We start from the raw sequence: 15,515 nt of genomic DNA on the forward strand, positions 1-15,515 counted from the left end.
CCTCCAGCGCCGATGGTACTTGGACCGAAGGGTCCTGGGAGAGTAGGACGCCGCCAAGCAACTGAGAAAGAGCACTACCGTATGATGCGGTAGCGCTCTTTTTCTATGCTCACAGAAGTATGCTCTATAAAATACCTGCAAATCTGCAGGAATTTCCGAGCGTTTCAGCCTCGAAAAGTGAAAAAGATGCAAAAGTGCAGGAATTTTCGGCCCGTCCGCCCGAATGGAGCCCCTGCAGCAAAAAAGCCTGCAGATTTGCAGGAATTTCGCTTAGCAGGGGCTATCTCCCCAAAATTTCCTGCATATTTGCAGGAATTCACATTTTACAGGAAGTTCTATATAACAGAGTGAGGACGAATAAGCTACTTTTACGGGGCATCCAAACACCGAATCGTTCCCTCTTGGCAAATCGGGAAAATGTGTTATAATGAATTTAAAGTCAAAGAAAGTCAAAGTCAACATATCATGACCATCCCATATTCAAACCGTCGCATACGGTTAATACTATTCATACATGTGAAGCATAGTCACTGCGGATCCTGTTAACGGTGGCGCGGTATGTTGCAACGATTAAGTAATGGAGGATGGGTGATGCGCAATATCTCCGACATTATCGAGAAATACCTTAAGAGCATTTTGCATGAAAGCCCTGAAGGGGCGATAGAAATACAGCGTAACGAACTCGCCGAGCAATTTTCCTGCGTTCCTTCCCAAATTAATTACGTTATTAGTACGCGCTTTACGTTGGAAAAGGGGTATTTGGTGGAGAGCAAGCGTGGCGGAGGCGGGTACGTTCGCATCAGGCGAATCGAATTGCCGGGTGCCAATAGCCTGCATACGTACCTCCATCAGATGATAAGTGACGAAATCGGCCAGACTGCTGCTGAAGGACTTATTTATCAACTGGAGGAGGCTCGTTTTCTAAGTAGGAGGGAAGCGGCGCTGATGAGGGCGGCGATTTCCAGGGAAGCGCTGATGGTGAAGCTGCCTTACCGGGATCAGATCCGCGCCAGAATTATGAAGGCGATGCTGATTTCCTTACTCGGCTAATGACAGCAAGCGACGAAACCAAGGCAATCCATTGTTGGAGGAGGGACAACTATGCAATGCCAAGAATGCGGTAAACGCCCTGCTACACTACATTTTACAAAAATCGTCAACGGCGAGAAGACCGAGTTTCACATCTGTGAGGCATGTGCGCGGGAGAAGGGAGAGATGATCCCGGGTACGAGCGGAGGCTTCTCGATCCATAACCTGCTCTCGGGATTAATGGATTTCCATCCTGGCATCCCCGGAGCCGCAGCGGCGGCGAAACCGAAAGAGAGTATCCGTTGTGAGGAATGCGGCCTGACGTATTCTCAGTTCAGTAAAATCGGGCGGTTTGGCTGCAGCTCCTGCTATAAATATTTTAACGACCGTCTGGATCCTCTGTTCAAAAGAGTGCACGGCAACACGGTCCATGTCGGGAAAGTGCCGAAACGGGCCGGAGGCCACATCCAAGTGAAGCGGAAGCTGGATGACCTTCGACGCGAGCTGCAATATCGGATTTTGCAGGAGGAGTTCGAAGAAGCGGCCGCGCTTCGGGATCAAATTCGCGAGCTAGAGAAGCAAATTTCCGCAGAGTAGGAGGAGTGCAGAATGCCTAATATTCGTTTTACACAGCAACCGTTAAGCGAATGGATGAGCCGGGGCGGCAAGGAATCGGAGATCGTGATCAGTACCCGCGTGCGCATCGCCCGCAACCTGATTCATCATCCTTTTCCGATGCTGGCGACCAACCAGCAATCCGAAGAGGTGCTCAGACTGCTGCAGGGCGCATTAAGCGACGAGCGTCTGCTGGGCTACGGCAAGCTGCATCCGGTGCTGCTGGCGGATTTGGATGAGCTCGACAAGAAAATTCTGGTGGAGAAGCATCTGATCAGTCCGAACCTGGCGGGGGAATCCCGGAAAGGGGCCGCCTTCATCAGCGAGGATGAGAGCTTGAGCATTATGGTCAATGAAGAGGATCATTTGCGAATTCAGTGCCTGTATCCGGGACTTCAAGTTCAGGAGGCTTGGGAAAAAGCTACCGCGATCGACGATATTTTCGAGGATCATGTCGATTATGCGTTCGACGCCAACCGGGGCTTTTTGACCAGTTGTCCGACCAATGTAGGGACGGGGCTTCGGGCTTCGGTCATGATGCACCTGCCCGCTCTGGTGCTGACGCAGCAGATCAACCGGATTCTCTCCGCCGTGTCTCAAGTGGGATTGACGGTGCGGGGGATTTACGGTGAAGGCAGCGAAGCGATGGGCAACTTGTTTCAAATCTCAAATCAGATTACACTAGGACAAAGCGAGGCGGAAATTATTGAGAATTTGTATGGCGTGGTCCTGCAAATTATCGAACATGAGAAGAACGCCCGCAACAAGCTGCTTACCGAATCCCGGCTGCGGATGACCGACCGGGTGATGCGATCGTACGGGATATTGTCCTATGCGTCGATCATGGATTCAAAGGAAGCGGCACAGCGGCTGTCGGATGTTCGGCTTGGGGTGGATCTCGGGTTAATAGATAACGTGCCTCCCCAAGTGCTCAATGAACTTAACGTCATGACCCAGCCCGGCTTTTTGCAAAAGATGTTCGGCGAGAACCTTTCGCCTGGGGAGCGGGATATGTACCGCGCCAAGCTGATTCGCGAGAAAGTGGGTAAATAACGGAAGCGGACTTAATTTATGGAGGTGCAGAAGACATGATGTTTGGAAGATTTACGGAGCGTGCCCAGAAAGTACTGGCCTTGGCTCAAGAAGAAGCCGTTAGATTGGGGCACAACAATATCGGAACGGAACATATTTTGCTCGGTCTCATTCGGGAAGGCGAAGGGATTGCCGCTAAAGCGCTGATCGGTTTGGGATTGGGCCTGGAAAAAATCCAGGACGAAGTGGAAACGCTGATCGGCCGCGGCCAGGAGCAGCCTTCCAATATCGCTTATACGCCCCGTGCCAAGAAAGTCATCGAATTGTCGATGGATGAAGCCCGGAAGTTGGGTCATACCTATGTCGGCACCGAGCATATCCTGCTTGGCCTGATCCGGGAAGGCGAAGGCGTCGCTGCCCGTGTGCTGAACAACCTCGGCATCAGCCTGAACAAGGCGCGCCAGCAAGTGCTCCAACTGCTCGGCAGCAGTGAAGCCGTCTCGAGCCACCATGGGGCGCCCGCCAATGTGAACACACCGACCCTGGACAGCCTGGCCCGCGACTTGACTGCCTCGGCCAAGGAAGGCAATCTGGATCCGGTAATCGGACGCAGCAAGGAAATCGAACGGGTCATCCAGGTGCTCAGCCGCCGGACGAAGAACAATCCGGTGCTGATCGGGGAACCGGGCGTCGGGAAAACCGCGATCGCCGAAGGGCTGGCCCAGAAGATCATCAACAACGAAATTCCGGAGACGCTGCGGGATAAACGAGTCATGACGCTGGATATGGGTTCGGTGGTAGCCGGAACGAAATACCGCGGTGAATTCGAAGACCGTTTGAAGAAAATCATGGATGAAATCCGCCAAGCGGGGAACATCATCCTTTTCATCGACGAGCTGCACACCTTGATCGGTGCCGGCGGCGCGGAAGGCGCGATCGACGCCTCCAACATTCTGAAGCCGGCTTTGGCCCGCGGTGAGCTTCAGTGCATCGGGGCGACGACTCTGGACGAATACCGGAAGTACATCGAGAAGGATGCCGCACTGGAACGCCGCTTCCAGCCGATTACGGTTGACCAGCCGTCGGTGGACGAAGCGATCCAAATCCTGCACGGGCTGCGCGACCGCTACGAAGCGCATCACCGGGTGAAGATCACCGACGAGGCGATTGAGCAGGCGGTGAAGCTGTCGGACCGCTACATTCAGGACCGGTTCCTGCCGGATAAAGCGATCGACCTGATCGACGAGGCGGGCTCCAAAGTAAGGCTGAACTCTTACACGGTACCGCCGAATCTGAAGCAACTGGAGAGCCGCCTGGAGGATATCCGCAAAGAGAAGGATGCCGCGGTGCAAAGCCAGGAATTCGAAAAAGCGGCCGCCCTGCGCGACACGGAGCAAAAGATCCGCGAAGAGCTGGACGTCACCAAGAACCAGTGGAAAGAAAAACAGGGCCGGACCGACTCGGAAGTAACGCCGGAGGATATCGCCCAGGTCGTTGCGAGCTGGACGGGAATCCCGGTGAGCAAGCTGAAGGAAGAAGAGACCGAACGCCTGCTGAATATGGAGCAAATTCTGCATGAGCGCGTCATCGGCCAAGATGAAGCCGTCAAGGCGGTCAGCCGGGCGATTCGCCGGGCGCGTGCCGGCCTTAAGGATCCGAAGCGGCCGATGGGCTCGTTCATCTTCCTTGGACCAACCGGGGTAGGTAAGACGGAGTTGGCCCGCGCCCTCGCCGAATCGATGTTCGGCGACGAGAACGCCGTGATTCGCATCGACATGTCGGAATACATGGAGAAGCATTCCACGGCCCGGCTCGTCGGCGCGCCTCCGGGATACGTGGGGTATGAGGAAGGCGGCCAACTGACCGAGAAAGTACGCCGCAAACCTTACTCCGTCGTGCTCCTCGACGAAATTGAAAAGGCGCATCCGGAAGTGTTCAACATCCTTCTGCAAGTGTTGGAGGACGGCCGTTTGACCGACTCCAAAGGCAGGGTCGTCGACTTCCGCAATACGCTGATCATCCTGACCTCCAACGTGGGGGCCGACGCGATCAAGCGGAATACGCGGCTCGGCTTTACCGCCGTGGACGACGCCGGGGCGGATTACGACAACATGAAGGGCAAAGTGATGGAAGAACTGAAGAAGAGCTTCCGTCCGGAATTCCTCAACCGGATCGATGAAATCATCGTCTTCCACTCGCTCGAGGAAGCGCATATCGGTCAAATCGTGACCCTCATGTCCGAGGAGCTTCGCAAGCGGCTGCGCGAGTACGATGTCGATTTCGAGCTGACCGACAAGGCTAAAGCCTTCCTGGCCAAAGAAGGATTCGACCCGGCCTACGGGGCGCGTCCGCTCCGCCGGGCGATTCAGAAGCATATCGAGGACCGTTTGTCCGAGGAGCTGCTGACCGGCCACGTGAAGAAAGGCGATTCGCTCACAATCGACGAGCAGGATGGCTCGCTGACCGTGGAGAGAACCGGAACCTTTTCAAAGAACGCCTAATGCCGCAAGGCTATAAAATTTGGATACGGACCTGCCATTGCCGCAGGTCCGTTTTTATTTTCGAGCGATTTCAACACGGTTTTGCAGCAAACGCGGAGGAAAGGAAGCCTTTTTGACGAAATGGTATGATAGTGATCAAGGAGGCTTGTTTGTTGTGAGAGAAAAGATACTTTTGGTAGATGACGAGAAAGAGATTATCAAGCTAATGGAAATCTATATGCGGAACGAAGGCTATGAACTGCTGACGGCCTCGGACGGCCAGGAAGCGCTGGAACTGCTTCAGTCTCACGAGGTGGACCTGATCATCCTTGACGTGATGATGCCGAGACTAGACGGACTTGAAGCTTGCATGCGTATTCGCGAAGCGCGCGACACCCCGATCATCATGTTGTCGGCCAAGAGTCAGGATATGGATAAAATTGCCGGGCTCAGCATCGGGGCGGACGATTATGTCACCAAGCCGTTTAATCCGTTGGAGTTGATTGCCCGGGTGAAATCGCAGCTCAGGCGCTACAACCGATTTGCCAAACAAGCCTGGCCTCCGGCACAAGACGAGATTGTGATCGATGATCTGGTGATCAATACCGCCATGCACAAAGTAACGGTGGATCAGAAGGAAATCAAGTTGACGCCGCGGGAATTCGAGGTTCTGAAGCTGCTGGCCTCCAATCGGGGCATCGTGCTTAGCATGGACCGAATCTATGAGGAAGTATGGAAGGAACAATATATGGAGTCAAAAAATACAGTCATGGTGCATATCCGCAGGCTGCGCGAAAAAATCGAACAGGATCCGCAGCATCCCCGATTCATCAAAACGATTTGGGGCATCGGTTACAAGATGGAAAACCTTGAGTAGGCAGGGGTCCGGACGATGAACATGAAACGCTTGATGTCGCTGCGTTTGAAGTTTTTGCTGGTTGCCGTGGGCAGTTTTTTGCTTACGGTGTCCACGCTGTTCATATGCCATCAATTGGCGGCGTACATTCTTGAACTGCCGGAGTCCCCGTTCGTTTCGCCATTCCGCTGGGCGATCCGTGAAGTGATCCGGCAAATCGGATCCGTGTCGGCCATGGCCATCGTAGGTATCGTGGTATTCGTTATGATCTATATGTGGTTAACGCGGGGAACGACCCGATATTTAAAGGAGCTTGACCAGACTTTAGTGGAAGTCGGCCTGGGCCGTTTCGATGTGCGAATCCCGGTGCGTACCTCCGATGAGTTGGGGAATATGGCAGAAAATTTGAACAGGGCGATGGAAGGGCTCCATTCGTCGCTGCGGGAAATAACTAGCGGGCTTGAGGAAATCGCCGAAGGGCGGCTGGACCGAAAAATCCCCCTTCAGACCGGAGAGCTGGCCAGGGTTGCCGAGAGCATCAACCATATGGCGGATCGGCTCAACCGCTCCATCGAGGAGGAGCGTCTGGCGGAGCGATCCAAGAACGACCTGATCACGGGAGTTTCCCATGATCTTCGGACGCCTCTTACTTCAATCCTGGGATTTCTCAAAGCGATTGAAGAAGACCGCTACAAGGATGAGACCGAACTGCGTTACTATGTCAACATTGCCTATGAGAAATCGCTGGATCTTAAAAAGCTGATCGACCAGCTGTTCGAGTACACCCGGATCCGAAACGGGCTGCCGCTGAAGCTATCGGAGCTGGATCTGGTCGGGTTCATCTGCCAGCTTGCCGAAGAATTTGTACCCAGTCTGGAACAGGCGGGGATGGTCTGCCGAGTTACGGTGGACCGGATGGAAGTGCCCATTCTGGCCGACGGCGATTTGCTGGTTCGTGCCTTCGAAAACCTGATGAGCAACGCCATTCAATACGGGGCCGAGGGAAAATACGTCGACGTTCAGGTCGATGCGGCGGAGGGATGGGCCAGCGTCAAGTTTACCAATTACGGGGAAGAGATCCCCTCCAGCAGCCTGCCTTTTCTGTTTGACCGCTTCTACCGCGTCGAAGGCTCACGCTCGAAATCGACGGGTGGAACGGGGCTGGGGCTGGCCATCGCCAAGAGCATCGTCGAAGTTCATGAAGGACAAATTTCGGTAACGAGCAACCCTCAACGCACCGTGTTCGAGGCACGTTTTCCCTTAGCCGGGGTGTAATTTATGAAAAAAAAGCGTTCGGGGTGTTAGGAAAAGCGTTATAATAGAATGCGGTCACCGCAATCGTCAGGAATGCGAATTAGCGGGTTTGCTAACCTTTTAAGCAGCTTGTCCGTCTAATTCTATGGAGAGGGATAAAAGAAGATATCGCCGTTTTTTATATCACAAGCAAATTGTAAGAGTTTATTAAGATTTGCTGTAAAGAATGTTAAGCTTCCTCTTTTATACTTCTCCTCGGGTGTCTAAAGATAGAGGGGAGCTACGAAGTACTATGGTTTTTTCAAGCTTGATTTTTTTGTATCTGTTCCTGCCAATTCTATTGGCGGCTTACTTTATCTCCAAACATGCGGGATACCGGATTTGGGTATTGATTATATTCTCCTATGTTTTTTATGCGTGGGGAGAACCGCTTTGGGTCATTTTGCTGCTATTGGCCTCATTGATCGGGTACGTGTTTGCGCTCGGCATCGAGCGGACGAGAGGGACTTGGGCGTCCAAAGGGCTCTATGTCGCCTCTATCGTCGTGAACATAGGTTTGCTGGGATTTTTTAAATACGCCGGGTTCCTGGTTGATAACTTGAATCTGTTGCTGCCGGTGGACATTCCGGTTCCTGAAGTGAAGCTGCCGATCGGCATCTCCTTCTTTACCTTTGAATTGATTTGTTATTTGACCGACGTCTATAAAGGAACGATCAGCGCTCCACGATCGCCGAAAAAAGTGCTTTTTTATGTTTCCTTCTTTCCGCATCTGGTAGCCGGCCCGATTATTCGTTATACGGATATCGAAAAACAGATCGAGCGTCCGCAAGTCACCCTGGCGGGATTCAGCGCGGGGATATCCCGTTTCATGGTGGGACTGGGGAAAAAGGTGCTGCTGGCCAATCTGCTTGGGGAGACGGCCGCGCAGCTGCTAACCCCGAGTTCGGCGTCATCTTCCGTGCTGGGCATATGGTTCGGAATCATTCTTTTCGCCTTGCAGATTTATTTTGATTTCTCGGGCTATTCGGATATGGCGATCGGTCTGGGCAAAATGTTCGGCTTTAATCTGAGGGAAAATTTCAATTATCCCTATGTCTCCAAGTCCGCGGGGGAATTCTGGCGGCGCTGGAACATGTCTTTGGGAGGATTTTTCCGCGATTATGTGTATATCCCGTTGGGCGGGAACCAGAGGTTTTATCTGCGCAACCTGTTTGTCGTATGGTTTCTGACCGGTTTCTGGCACGGGGCGAGCTGGAATTTTATCATTTGGGGACTTTATTTCGGGATGTTGATTTATATCGAGCGCCAATTTCTCGGAAAATGGCTGGCCCGCATTCCTGCGTTTTTCTCCCATATTTATGCGGTCATCGTGATATTGGTGGGCTGGGTATGGTTTTATTTCACCGACCTTTCCCAGGGGATTCAGGCGCTTCTGACGATGTTCGGACTCAACCACCGGGATTTCGCCAATCTGGAGTTGGAATTTTATATCCGCGACAATCTGCTGCTGGTTCTCGCAGCAATCCTGCTTTCGACGCCGTTGGTTGCACGGGGACTTGAAAAGCTGGCGGCCTCTTCCTCAAAACTCGGGAGGGGACTGGTCGTCGCCGGAAGCCAGGTGTTTAATGTGGCGGTTTTGATTCTCGCCACGATTTTACTTGTCGGAAGTTCGTATAATCCGTTTCTATACTACCGGTTTTGACGAGGAGGATCAGGATGAAATTTCGTTATATTTGGAATACTCTTTTCTTTTTGCTGGTCATCTTCGGCTTAGGTATCCTCAATCTGGCTTATCCCCAATCCGGGGACGTATCCTCGTTGGAACAGCGGACGCTGACGAAGTGGCCCGCTTTTTCATGGGAAAGATTTTTTTCGGGAGAATTCACGAGGGAATTCGATGATTATTTCTCGGATCATTTCGCGTTTCGCACGCCGATGGCCAAAGCTGGCGCAGCTCTTGTGGAATATAAAGGACTGCCGGACAATGAGGCGAAGATTATTCAGCAGGGCGGCGATAACACGGCCCAGAAGCTGGATACAGCGGCTAAGGATGGCAGTGCGGCCGCCGGGGCGGGGCAAGAGGTGCAATATTTGATTTATAAGGATCGGGCTTACACGCTTTTCGCATATTCTCAAGAAGCGGCCGAGGCGTACGCCAAGGCGTTAAACCGCTTTAAGGCGGCGGTGGATCCGAAGGTTGGGGTGTATTCCATGCTGGCGCCTACCTCGTCCGAATTTATCGGGAAGGCGTCTTACCAGAAGCTTTCCGATTCGCAAAAGAACGCTTTCCATCACGTTAATGCATCGCTGGATCCCGAGATCCGCCGGATAGACGTTTACGGAGCGTTGGATCGGCACAAACAGGAAGAGATTTACTTTGGGACCGACCATCACTGGACGGCCTTGGGCGCCTATTATGCGTATGCCGAGCTGATGAAAGAGCTGGGTGAAACTCCCGTGCCGCTCGATTCCTACGCCAAAGGGCGGATAGAAGGCTTTTTGGGCACGGCCTACAAGGCTACGTTAAGCCCTAAACTAAAAGCACATCCCGACACCATTGAATATTATGAACCCGGTTCAAAATACGAATACACCCGATACTCCACCAAGGGGCAGCCTCTTCCGGGAAAAATCGTCGATCCGCGTTACGCCAAGGCGAGCGGCGGATATGCCGTTTTTTTGGGAGGGGACTTTCCCTGGGGCGAGATTCAAACGGAACGGAACAACGGCCGAAAAATCGCCGTGATTAAAGACTCCTATGCCAATGCCTTCATTCCGTTTCTGATCCCGCATTTTGAATCGATTTATTACATCGATCCCCGTTTCTATACGGGGAGTCTGACCGAGTTTGTGAAGGAGCACGAAATTACCGATGTCCTGTTCCTGAACAACTCGACGGTCGCCCGAAGCACGGGGATCGCTCAACTGATCGATAAGCAAATGTAAAATGGAAAAAACAAAAGTGCCCCGATTGCTACAAAATTCCAACGTTTTCGCCGATGAATAGGGTAAAGGCAGCTTGCAAAGCTTGTGCTTTGGGCTGCTTTTTTCCGCTTTATAACCTTTCCCGATCTGCCCGGAAATGCTTCCAGTTCACCTCAAAGAATGGTAAACTTTTAATATCGCCTCTGCGGCGCGGCCTGCAAGGTTTGTCAAATTTTGCAGTGCGGAGAAGGAGAGATAAATGGTTAAAGTAAAAACAAAGTTTTTCTGTACCGAATGCGGTTACGAATCGCCGAAATGGTACGGAAAATGCCCGGGCTGCGGGTCTTGGAACACGATGGTGGAGGAAACGGAGAAAGTGGTGAAAACCCAGGGCCTTACTTCGGGTTTATTTCATACGAAAGAAAAACCGCTTCCGATCATAAATATAGAGAGCGGCCAAGAGCCGCGGATCCAAACCGGGATAGCCGAGCTGAACCGCGTACTGGGCGGTGGAGTGGTCCCCGGATCCTTGATTTTGGTAGGCGGGGATCCGGGGATCGGGAAATCCACGCTTTTGCTGCAGACATCCCATGAAATGGCGAAGGCGGGGCTGCGGGTGCTGTATATCTCCGGGGAGGAATCGACCCGGCAGACCAAGCTGCGGGCGGAACGGCTCGGGGCGCTGTCTCCCGAGCTTTACGTGCTTTGCGAAAGCAGCATGGACGGGATCGAGGAGGCCATCGATCAGGTGAAACCCGATTTTCTGGTCATCGACTCGATTCAAACGGTTTATTTGCCGGAAGTGACGAGTGCGCCCGGCAGTGTTTCACAAGTACGGGAATGCACCGCCCGTTTTATGCGCATCTCCAAAGGGCAGGGGATCGCCACGGTATTGGTAGGTCACGTTACCAAAGAAGGGGCGATCGCCGGTCCGCGTATGCTGGAGCACATGGTGGATTCCGTTCTGTATTTCGAAGGAGAGCGGCATCATTCTTACCGTTTGCTGCGCGCCGTGAAGAACCGCTTCGGATCGACCAATGAAATCGGGATCTTTGAAATGAAAGAAGCGGGGCTGGATGAGGTGGCGAACCCGTCCGAATTGTTCCTGTCCGAACGCCCTCTGGGCGTCGCGGGATCTACGGTGGTGGCTTCGATGGAGGGAACCCGGCCGATGCTGGTGGAACTCCAGGCGTTGATCGCCTCAACCCAATTCCCTTCCCCGCGGAGAATGGCTACCGGAGTGGATCACCACCGGATGAATCTGATTATTGCGGTATTGGAGAAGCGGATGGGCATGTTCCTGCAAAATCAGGATGCCTACGTGAATCTGGCCGGAGGCGTCAAACTGGATGAGCCGGCCGTCGATTTGGCGATTGCCGTCAGCATCGCTTCCAGTTTCCGCGATCTGCCGACCAAGCCGTTCGATGTCTTTTTCGGCGAGGTGGGGCTCACCGGTGAAGTCCGGGCCGTATCCCGGGCGGAACAGCGGGTGAAGGAAGCGGCCAAACTGGGCTTCAAACGGGTCATCCTTCCCGAGAAGAGCATGAAGGGCTGGAAGGGGCCCAAGGAAATTCAATTAATCGGTGTGAATACCGTTGCAGATGCGCTAGCGGTTGCGTTAGATTAGGGGGCACTAAATGATGAAAGAATCAACCCAAGCGGAGAAAATGAATGAACTGCTTAGGCTCGTTGCGCCGGGTACCGCTTTTCGCGACGGGCTTGAGAACGTGCTTCGGGCCAAGACGGGCGGTCTGATCGTCGTCGGTTACAGCCCGGAAGTGATGGAGGTCGTCGAAGGCGGATTCTCCATCAACTGCGATTTCTCGCCAAACTACTTGTATGAGCTTGCCAAAATGGACGGGGCAATCATCCTGAGCGAGGACTTGAAACGGATTTTATACGCGAACACTCAATTGATCCCCGATTCCTCCATCTCTTCGTCGGAGACCGGCATTCGCCACCGGACGGCCGAACGGGTAGCGAAGCAGACCGGGAAACTGGTCGTTTCGATTTCCCAACGCCGGAACATCATCACGTTATATCAGGGCGGGTTAAGATACGCGCTCAAAGAAATCGGCGTCATTCTGACGAAAGCGAATCAGGCGATTCAAACGCTGGAGAAATATAGGGCGGTTCTCAATCAAACCCTGACCAATTTGACTGCGTCAGAGTTCGAAGAACTGGTTACAATACCGGAAGTCATCAATGTCATTCAGCGGGTGGAAATGGTCATCCGCATCAAGATGGAAATCAAACGGTTTATTAACGAACTGGGTACCGAAGGACGGCTGATCAGCATGCAGATGGAAGAGCTGGTCAGCAACATGGAAGAAGAGGCCTGGCTGCTCTATAAGGATTATGCGAAGGATGACAGCGATGAAGCGATCCGTGAAATCATCCTGGGACTTAAACGTTCCACCGACGACGAACTGCTGGACGATAACCATATTACGCGGCTGCTCGGTTATCCCACTTCGGCGGCTACATCGGAAGAGCTGATTTCTCCACGGGGATATCGGGTGCTGAACAAGATCCCCCGCCTTCCGAATGTCATCATTCATAACCTGGTGGAGCGATTCGGCGAACTGCCGAACATCCTGACGGCTACGATCGAGGAACTGGATGAAGTCGACGGCATCGGCGAGGTGCGTGCCCGGGCAATCAAGGAAGGATTGAAGCGGCTTCAAGAACAGGTATTCATTGACAGGCAAATTTAATTCTCCTACAATCAATGGATGTATGTTAGAGCAATATCAATTGAGGTGAAAAAATGATCACGAAATCAATTCCGAACCTGTTTACCTTGGGTAACCTGTTTCTCGGAATGTTGGCCATGATGCTTGCGCTTGACGGTAGATACAGCTTGGCTGCGATCATGGTCATTGTCGCCATGCTGCTTGACGGATTGGATGGCCGGGTCGCCAGAGCGCTGAATTGTCAGAGCGAATTCGGCAAGCAGTTGGACTCCTTATCGGATATCATTTCTTTCGGCATTGCGCCCGCACTTATCATGTATGTGATTTCCTTCCACAGCTTGCCGCAAACGGGATTGGCCTGGGCGGTCACCGCGATTTTTCCGATGTGCGGGGCACTGAGGCTGGCCCGATTCAACGTACAAAAAGGGATCCCCGGCTATTTCATCGGTTTGCCCATTCCGGCCGCCGGCGGAGTCGTGGCGACGCTGTCTTTGTTCCATAAGGATATTACGGCACCTTACTTCATCATTTCCATGCTGCTGTTATCCTACCTGATGGTCAGCTCGGTCAGATACCCGAACTTCAAGAAGCTCGGCCTTCCGAAGAAAGCCGTGATCGCGACTCCTTTTGTCGTCGTTCTTGCGGTCGTGATCGCCGTTCTTTTTCCGGATGAAACCTCCAAGCTGATCTTCGTCCCCCTGGTGATCTATGCGGGATACGGTTTGAAACAGAATATCGACAGGCTGCTGCGCCGGAAACGGCGGGAAGAGGACGACTCCGAAAGGCTGTTCGGGCCCAAAAGATAACCGCCTAAACCATAAAGAGCACTGCATTCCACAAAGGAATGGCAGTGCTCTTTGGCGTTATGGGCGTAAAAAGAGATCAAGACATATTGAACAGCCCCAGGGTGGAGCATTTCTGCGACTCCTTTTCCAGGACTTCCTCCAGTTGAATTCCCAGCAAATTGCAAAGCGCGGACGTATAAAATAAGCTGCGTCCAAGTTCGTTGCTGATGACATCGCGGCAGTTCTCGCACAATTCCCCTTGGACGTGCCGGCCGATTCGTTCTTTGGCCTCTTCGAGGCTTAAACCCGGTTCGAATTCCTGCTTGGTGGCGTGAAGTTCAATACAGCCGCATTCCGTGATCGCCTTGGTTACGGAGCGGACGGCTGCGGCGTTGGTTTGTCCCAATTTCGACATGACATCCAGCAGACTGCGGTGACGGAGCAACAGTTCGGAAACTTGGTCTTGAAAAGATTGAAGGCTTGGTGCGCTCATTTTCCATCCACCTCAATATTATGAATTGAATTCATTATATGCCACCTTTTCCCCGGGATCAACCAGAAATGCCGCACCACACGGCTTCTCTCCGGGTTTGGATGGGATTTCCATACTGAAAAAAAGTTGACGTTCCCCCGATTACGCCGCCAAAAATTGGATCATACTGGATAAAGAGGATATCTATCAGGAGGTGAAGAGCGTCATGCTAAAAAAATGGTTATTGATCGTGGCGGGGCTTTGCGGCGCATGGTTCGGGTACACGACGAAAGGGGCGTCAGGCGCATTTCCCGAACCGCTGCGGAGCTGGATTGACGGAATGGGTCCGGTCGCGGGTTCGCTGCTGCTGGCCGCTGCGGGTGCGGGTCTGTTTCTGCTCGCATTCTCGCTTGCCGCGGATGCCGTCTCCGCCAGAGTGCGGAAATGGATTGCTTCCTTAACCCAAATCCCTATGAAGGACATGGCGGCCGGAGCGGCCGGACTGACTGCAGGACTTCTTCTTTCTTTAATGGTCTACCCCGTTTTGTCCTGGCTTGGCTCTTTGGAGAGCTTTGCCCGGTTTGCGGTTTCCACCCTGCTCGGCTATATCGGGTTGTATGTGGCTCTGGAGAAAAAAGAAGAGCTCTCTTCCATGTGGGTTTCGGGAAAATGGGCGACCGGCGGCAAGGAGGAAGAACGCCGTCTGGAGGAGCACAAAATTTTGGACACCAGCGTCATTATCGACGGCCGGATCGCCGACATATGCAAAACCGGGTTTATCGAGGGAACGGTCGTGATCCCCGAATTTGTGCTTGAGGAGCTTCAGCATATCGCGGATTCCTCGGATCTGTTGAAACGGAACCGCGGCCGGCGGGGGCTGGACATTCTGAACAAAATCCAAAAAGAGCTCGACGTTAAAGTGCTGATCTATGAAGGGGATTTCGAGGAAATCTCCGAGGTCGACAGCAAACTGGTCAAGCTGGCCAAAGTGCTGCAGGGAAAAGTCGTCACCAACGACTTTAACCTGAACAAAGTATGCGAGCTCCAAGGGGTCTCGGTACTGAACATCAACGATTTGGCCAATGCGGTCAAACCGGTGGTCCTGCCGGGCGAGGAAATTATGGTTCAGGTGATCAAGGACGGGAAGGAACATGGACAGGGCGTCGCTTATCTGGATGACGGCACGATGATCGTCGTCGAGGGGGGGCGCGATTTTATCGGCAGCGTCACCGAAGTGCTCGTCACGAGCGTCCTGCAGACTTCGGCGGGCCGCATGATCTTCGCCAAACCGAAACTGTTGGAAAAAGCCCAGTAAATTCGGTATGATGGGAATACATGGGGCGAAAAAGAACGGGAGTTGACCCCTATTTT

General features: G+C 52.9%; 13 protein-coding genes. 12 read left to right on the forward strand and 1 reads right to left on the reverse strand.

Annotated features, from left to right (window positions below):
• The first annotated feature begins 591 nt into the window (after positions 1-591).
• The 11 genes from FRY98_RS27900 to pssA all read left to right on the forward strand — a co-directional run bounded on the left by FRY98_RS27900 (position 592) and on the right by pssA (position 13,693).
• Positions 592-1,050: a CtsR family transcriptional regulator gene (locus FRY98_RS27900; protein ID WP_148457998.1), complete on the forward strand. Its 459-nt coding sequence runs from the start codon at positions 592-594 to the stop codon at positions 1,048-1,050.
• A gap of 51 nt (positions 1,051-1,101) precedes the next feature.
• Positions 1,102-1,626, forward strand: coding sequence for a protein-arginine kinase activator protein McsA (locus FRY98_RS27905; protein ID WP_148457999.1), 525 nt, complete (start codon positions 1,102-1,104; stop codon positions 1,624-1,626).
• Positions 1,627-1,638: 12 nt separating this feature from the next.
• Positions 1,639-2,697: a protein-arginine kinase McsB gene (locus FRY98_RS27910; protein WP_148458000.1), complete on the forward strand. Its 1,059-nt coding sequence runs from the start codon at positions 1,639-1,641 to the stop codon at positions 2,695-2,697.
• 35 nt (positions 2,698-2,732) lie between these two features.
• Positions 2,733-5,177: an ATP-dependent protease ATP-binding subunit ClpC gene (gene clpC, locus FRY98_RS27915; RefSeq protein WP_148458001.1), complete on the forward strand. Its 2,445-nt coding sequence runs from the start codon at positions 2,733-2,735 to the stop codon at positions 5,175-5,177.
• 154 nt (positions 5,178-5,331) lie between these two features.
• Positions 5,332-6,033: a response regulator transcription factor gene (locus FRY98_RS27920; RefSeq protein WP_420819716.1), complete on the forward strand. Its 702-nt coding sequence runs from the start codon at positions 5,332-5,334 to the stop codon at positions 6,031-6,033.
• A gap of 15 nt (positions 6,034-6,048) precedes the next feature.
• Positions 6,049-7,287 carry a sensor histidine kinase gene (locus tag FRY98_RS27925; RefSeq protein WP_148458002.1) on the forward strand — a complete coding sequence of 413 codons (1,239 nt, stop codon included), beginning with the start codon at positions 6,049-6,051 and terminating at the stop codon, positions 7,285-7,287.
• Positions 7,288-7,558: 271 nt separating this feature from the next.
• Entirely contained in the window at positions 7,559-8,968 is a 1,410-nt protein-coding gene (locus FRY98_RS27930) for an MBOAT family O-acyltransferase (RefSeq protein ID WP_148458003.1), read from the forward strand.
• Between the two features lie 14 nt (positions 8,969-8,982).
• Positions 8,983-10,212, forward strand: coding sequence for a DHHW family protein (locus tag FRY98_RS27935; RefSeq protein ID WP_148458004.1), 1,230 nt, complete (start codon positions 8,983-8,985; stop codon positions 10,210-10,212).
• 238 nt (positions 10,213-10,450) lie between these two features.
• Positions 10,451-11,818, forward strand: coding sequence for a DNA repair protein RadA (gene radA, locus FRY98_RS27940; protein ID WP_148458005.1), 1,368 nt, complete (start codon positions 10,451-10,453; stop codon positions 11,816-11,818).
• 13 nt (positions 11,819-11,831) lie between these two features.
• Positions 11,832-12,908 (forward strand): DNA integrity scanning diadenylate cyclase DisA, encoded by a 1,077-nt coding sequence (gene disA, locus FRY98_RS27945; RefSeq protein WP_148458064.1) that lies wholly within the window; start codon positions 11,832-11,834, stop codon positions 12,906-12,908.
• A 53-nt stretch (positions 12,909-12,961) separates the two neighbouring features.
• Entirely contained in the window at positions 12,962-13,693 is a 732-nt protein-coding gene (gene pssA / locus FRY98_RS27950; protein WP_148458006.1) for a CDP-diacylglycerol--serine O-phosphatidyltransferase, read from the forward strand.
• A 76-nt stretch (positions 13,694-13,769) separates the two neighbouring features.
• Here pssA and FRY98_RS27955 read toward each other — a convergent pair whose 3' ends face one another.
• A complete protein-coding gene (locus tag FRY98_RS27955; RefSeq protein ID WP_148458007.1) occupies positions 13,770-14,165 on the reverse strand; it encodes a nucleoside triphosphate pyrophosphohydrolase family protein in 396 nt (131 codons plus the stop codon).
• 205 nt (positions 14,166-14,370) lie between these two features.
• Between FRY98_RS27955 and FRY98_RS27960 the strand changes: the two genes are divergently transcribed.
• On the forward strand, positions 14,371-15,459 hold the full coding sequence (locus FRY98_RS27960; RefSeq protein WP_148458008.1) for a PIN/TRAM domain-containing protein: 1,089 nt from the start codon (positions 14,371-14,373) through the stop codon (positions 15,457-15,459).
• Positions 15,460-15,515: the final 56 nt, after the last annotated feature.

This window comes from Paenibacillus faecis, from assembly GCF_008084145.1.
Classification (GTDB): domain Bacteria; phylum Bacillota; class Bacilli; order Paenibacillales; family Paenibacillaceae; genus Fontibacillus; species Fontibacillus faecis.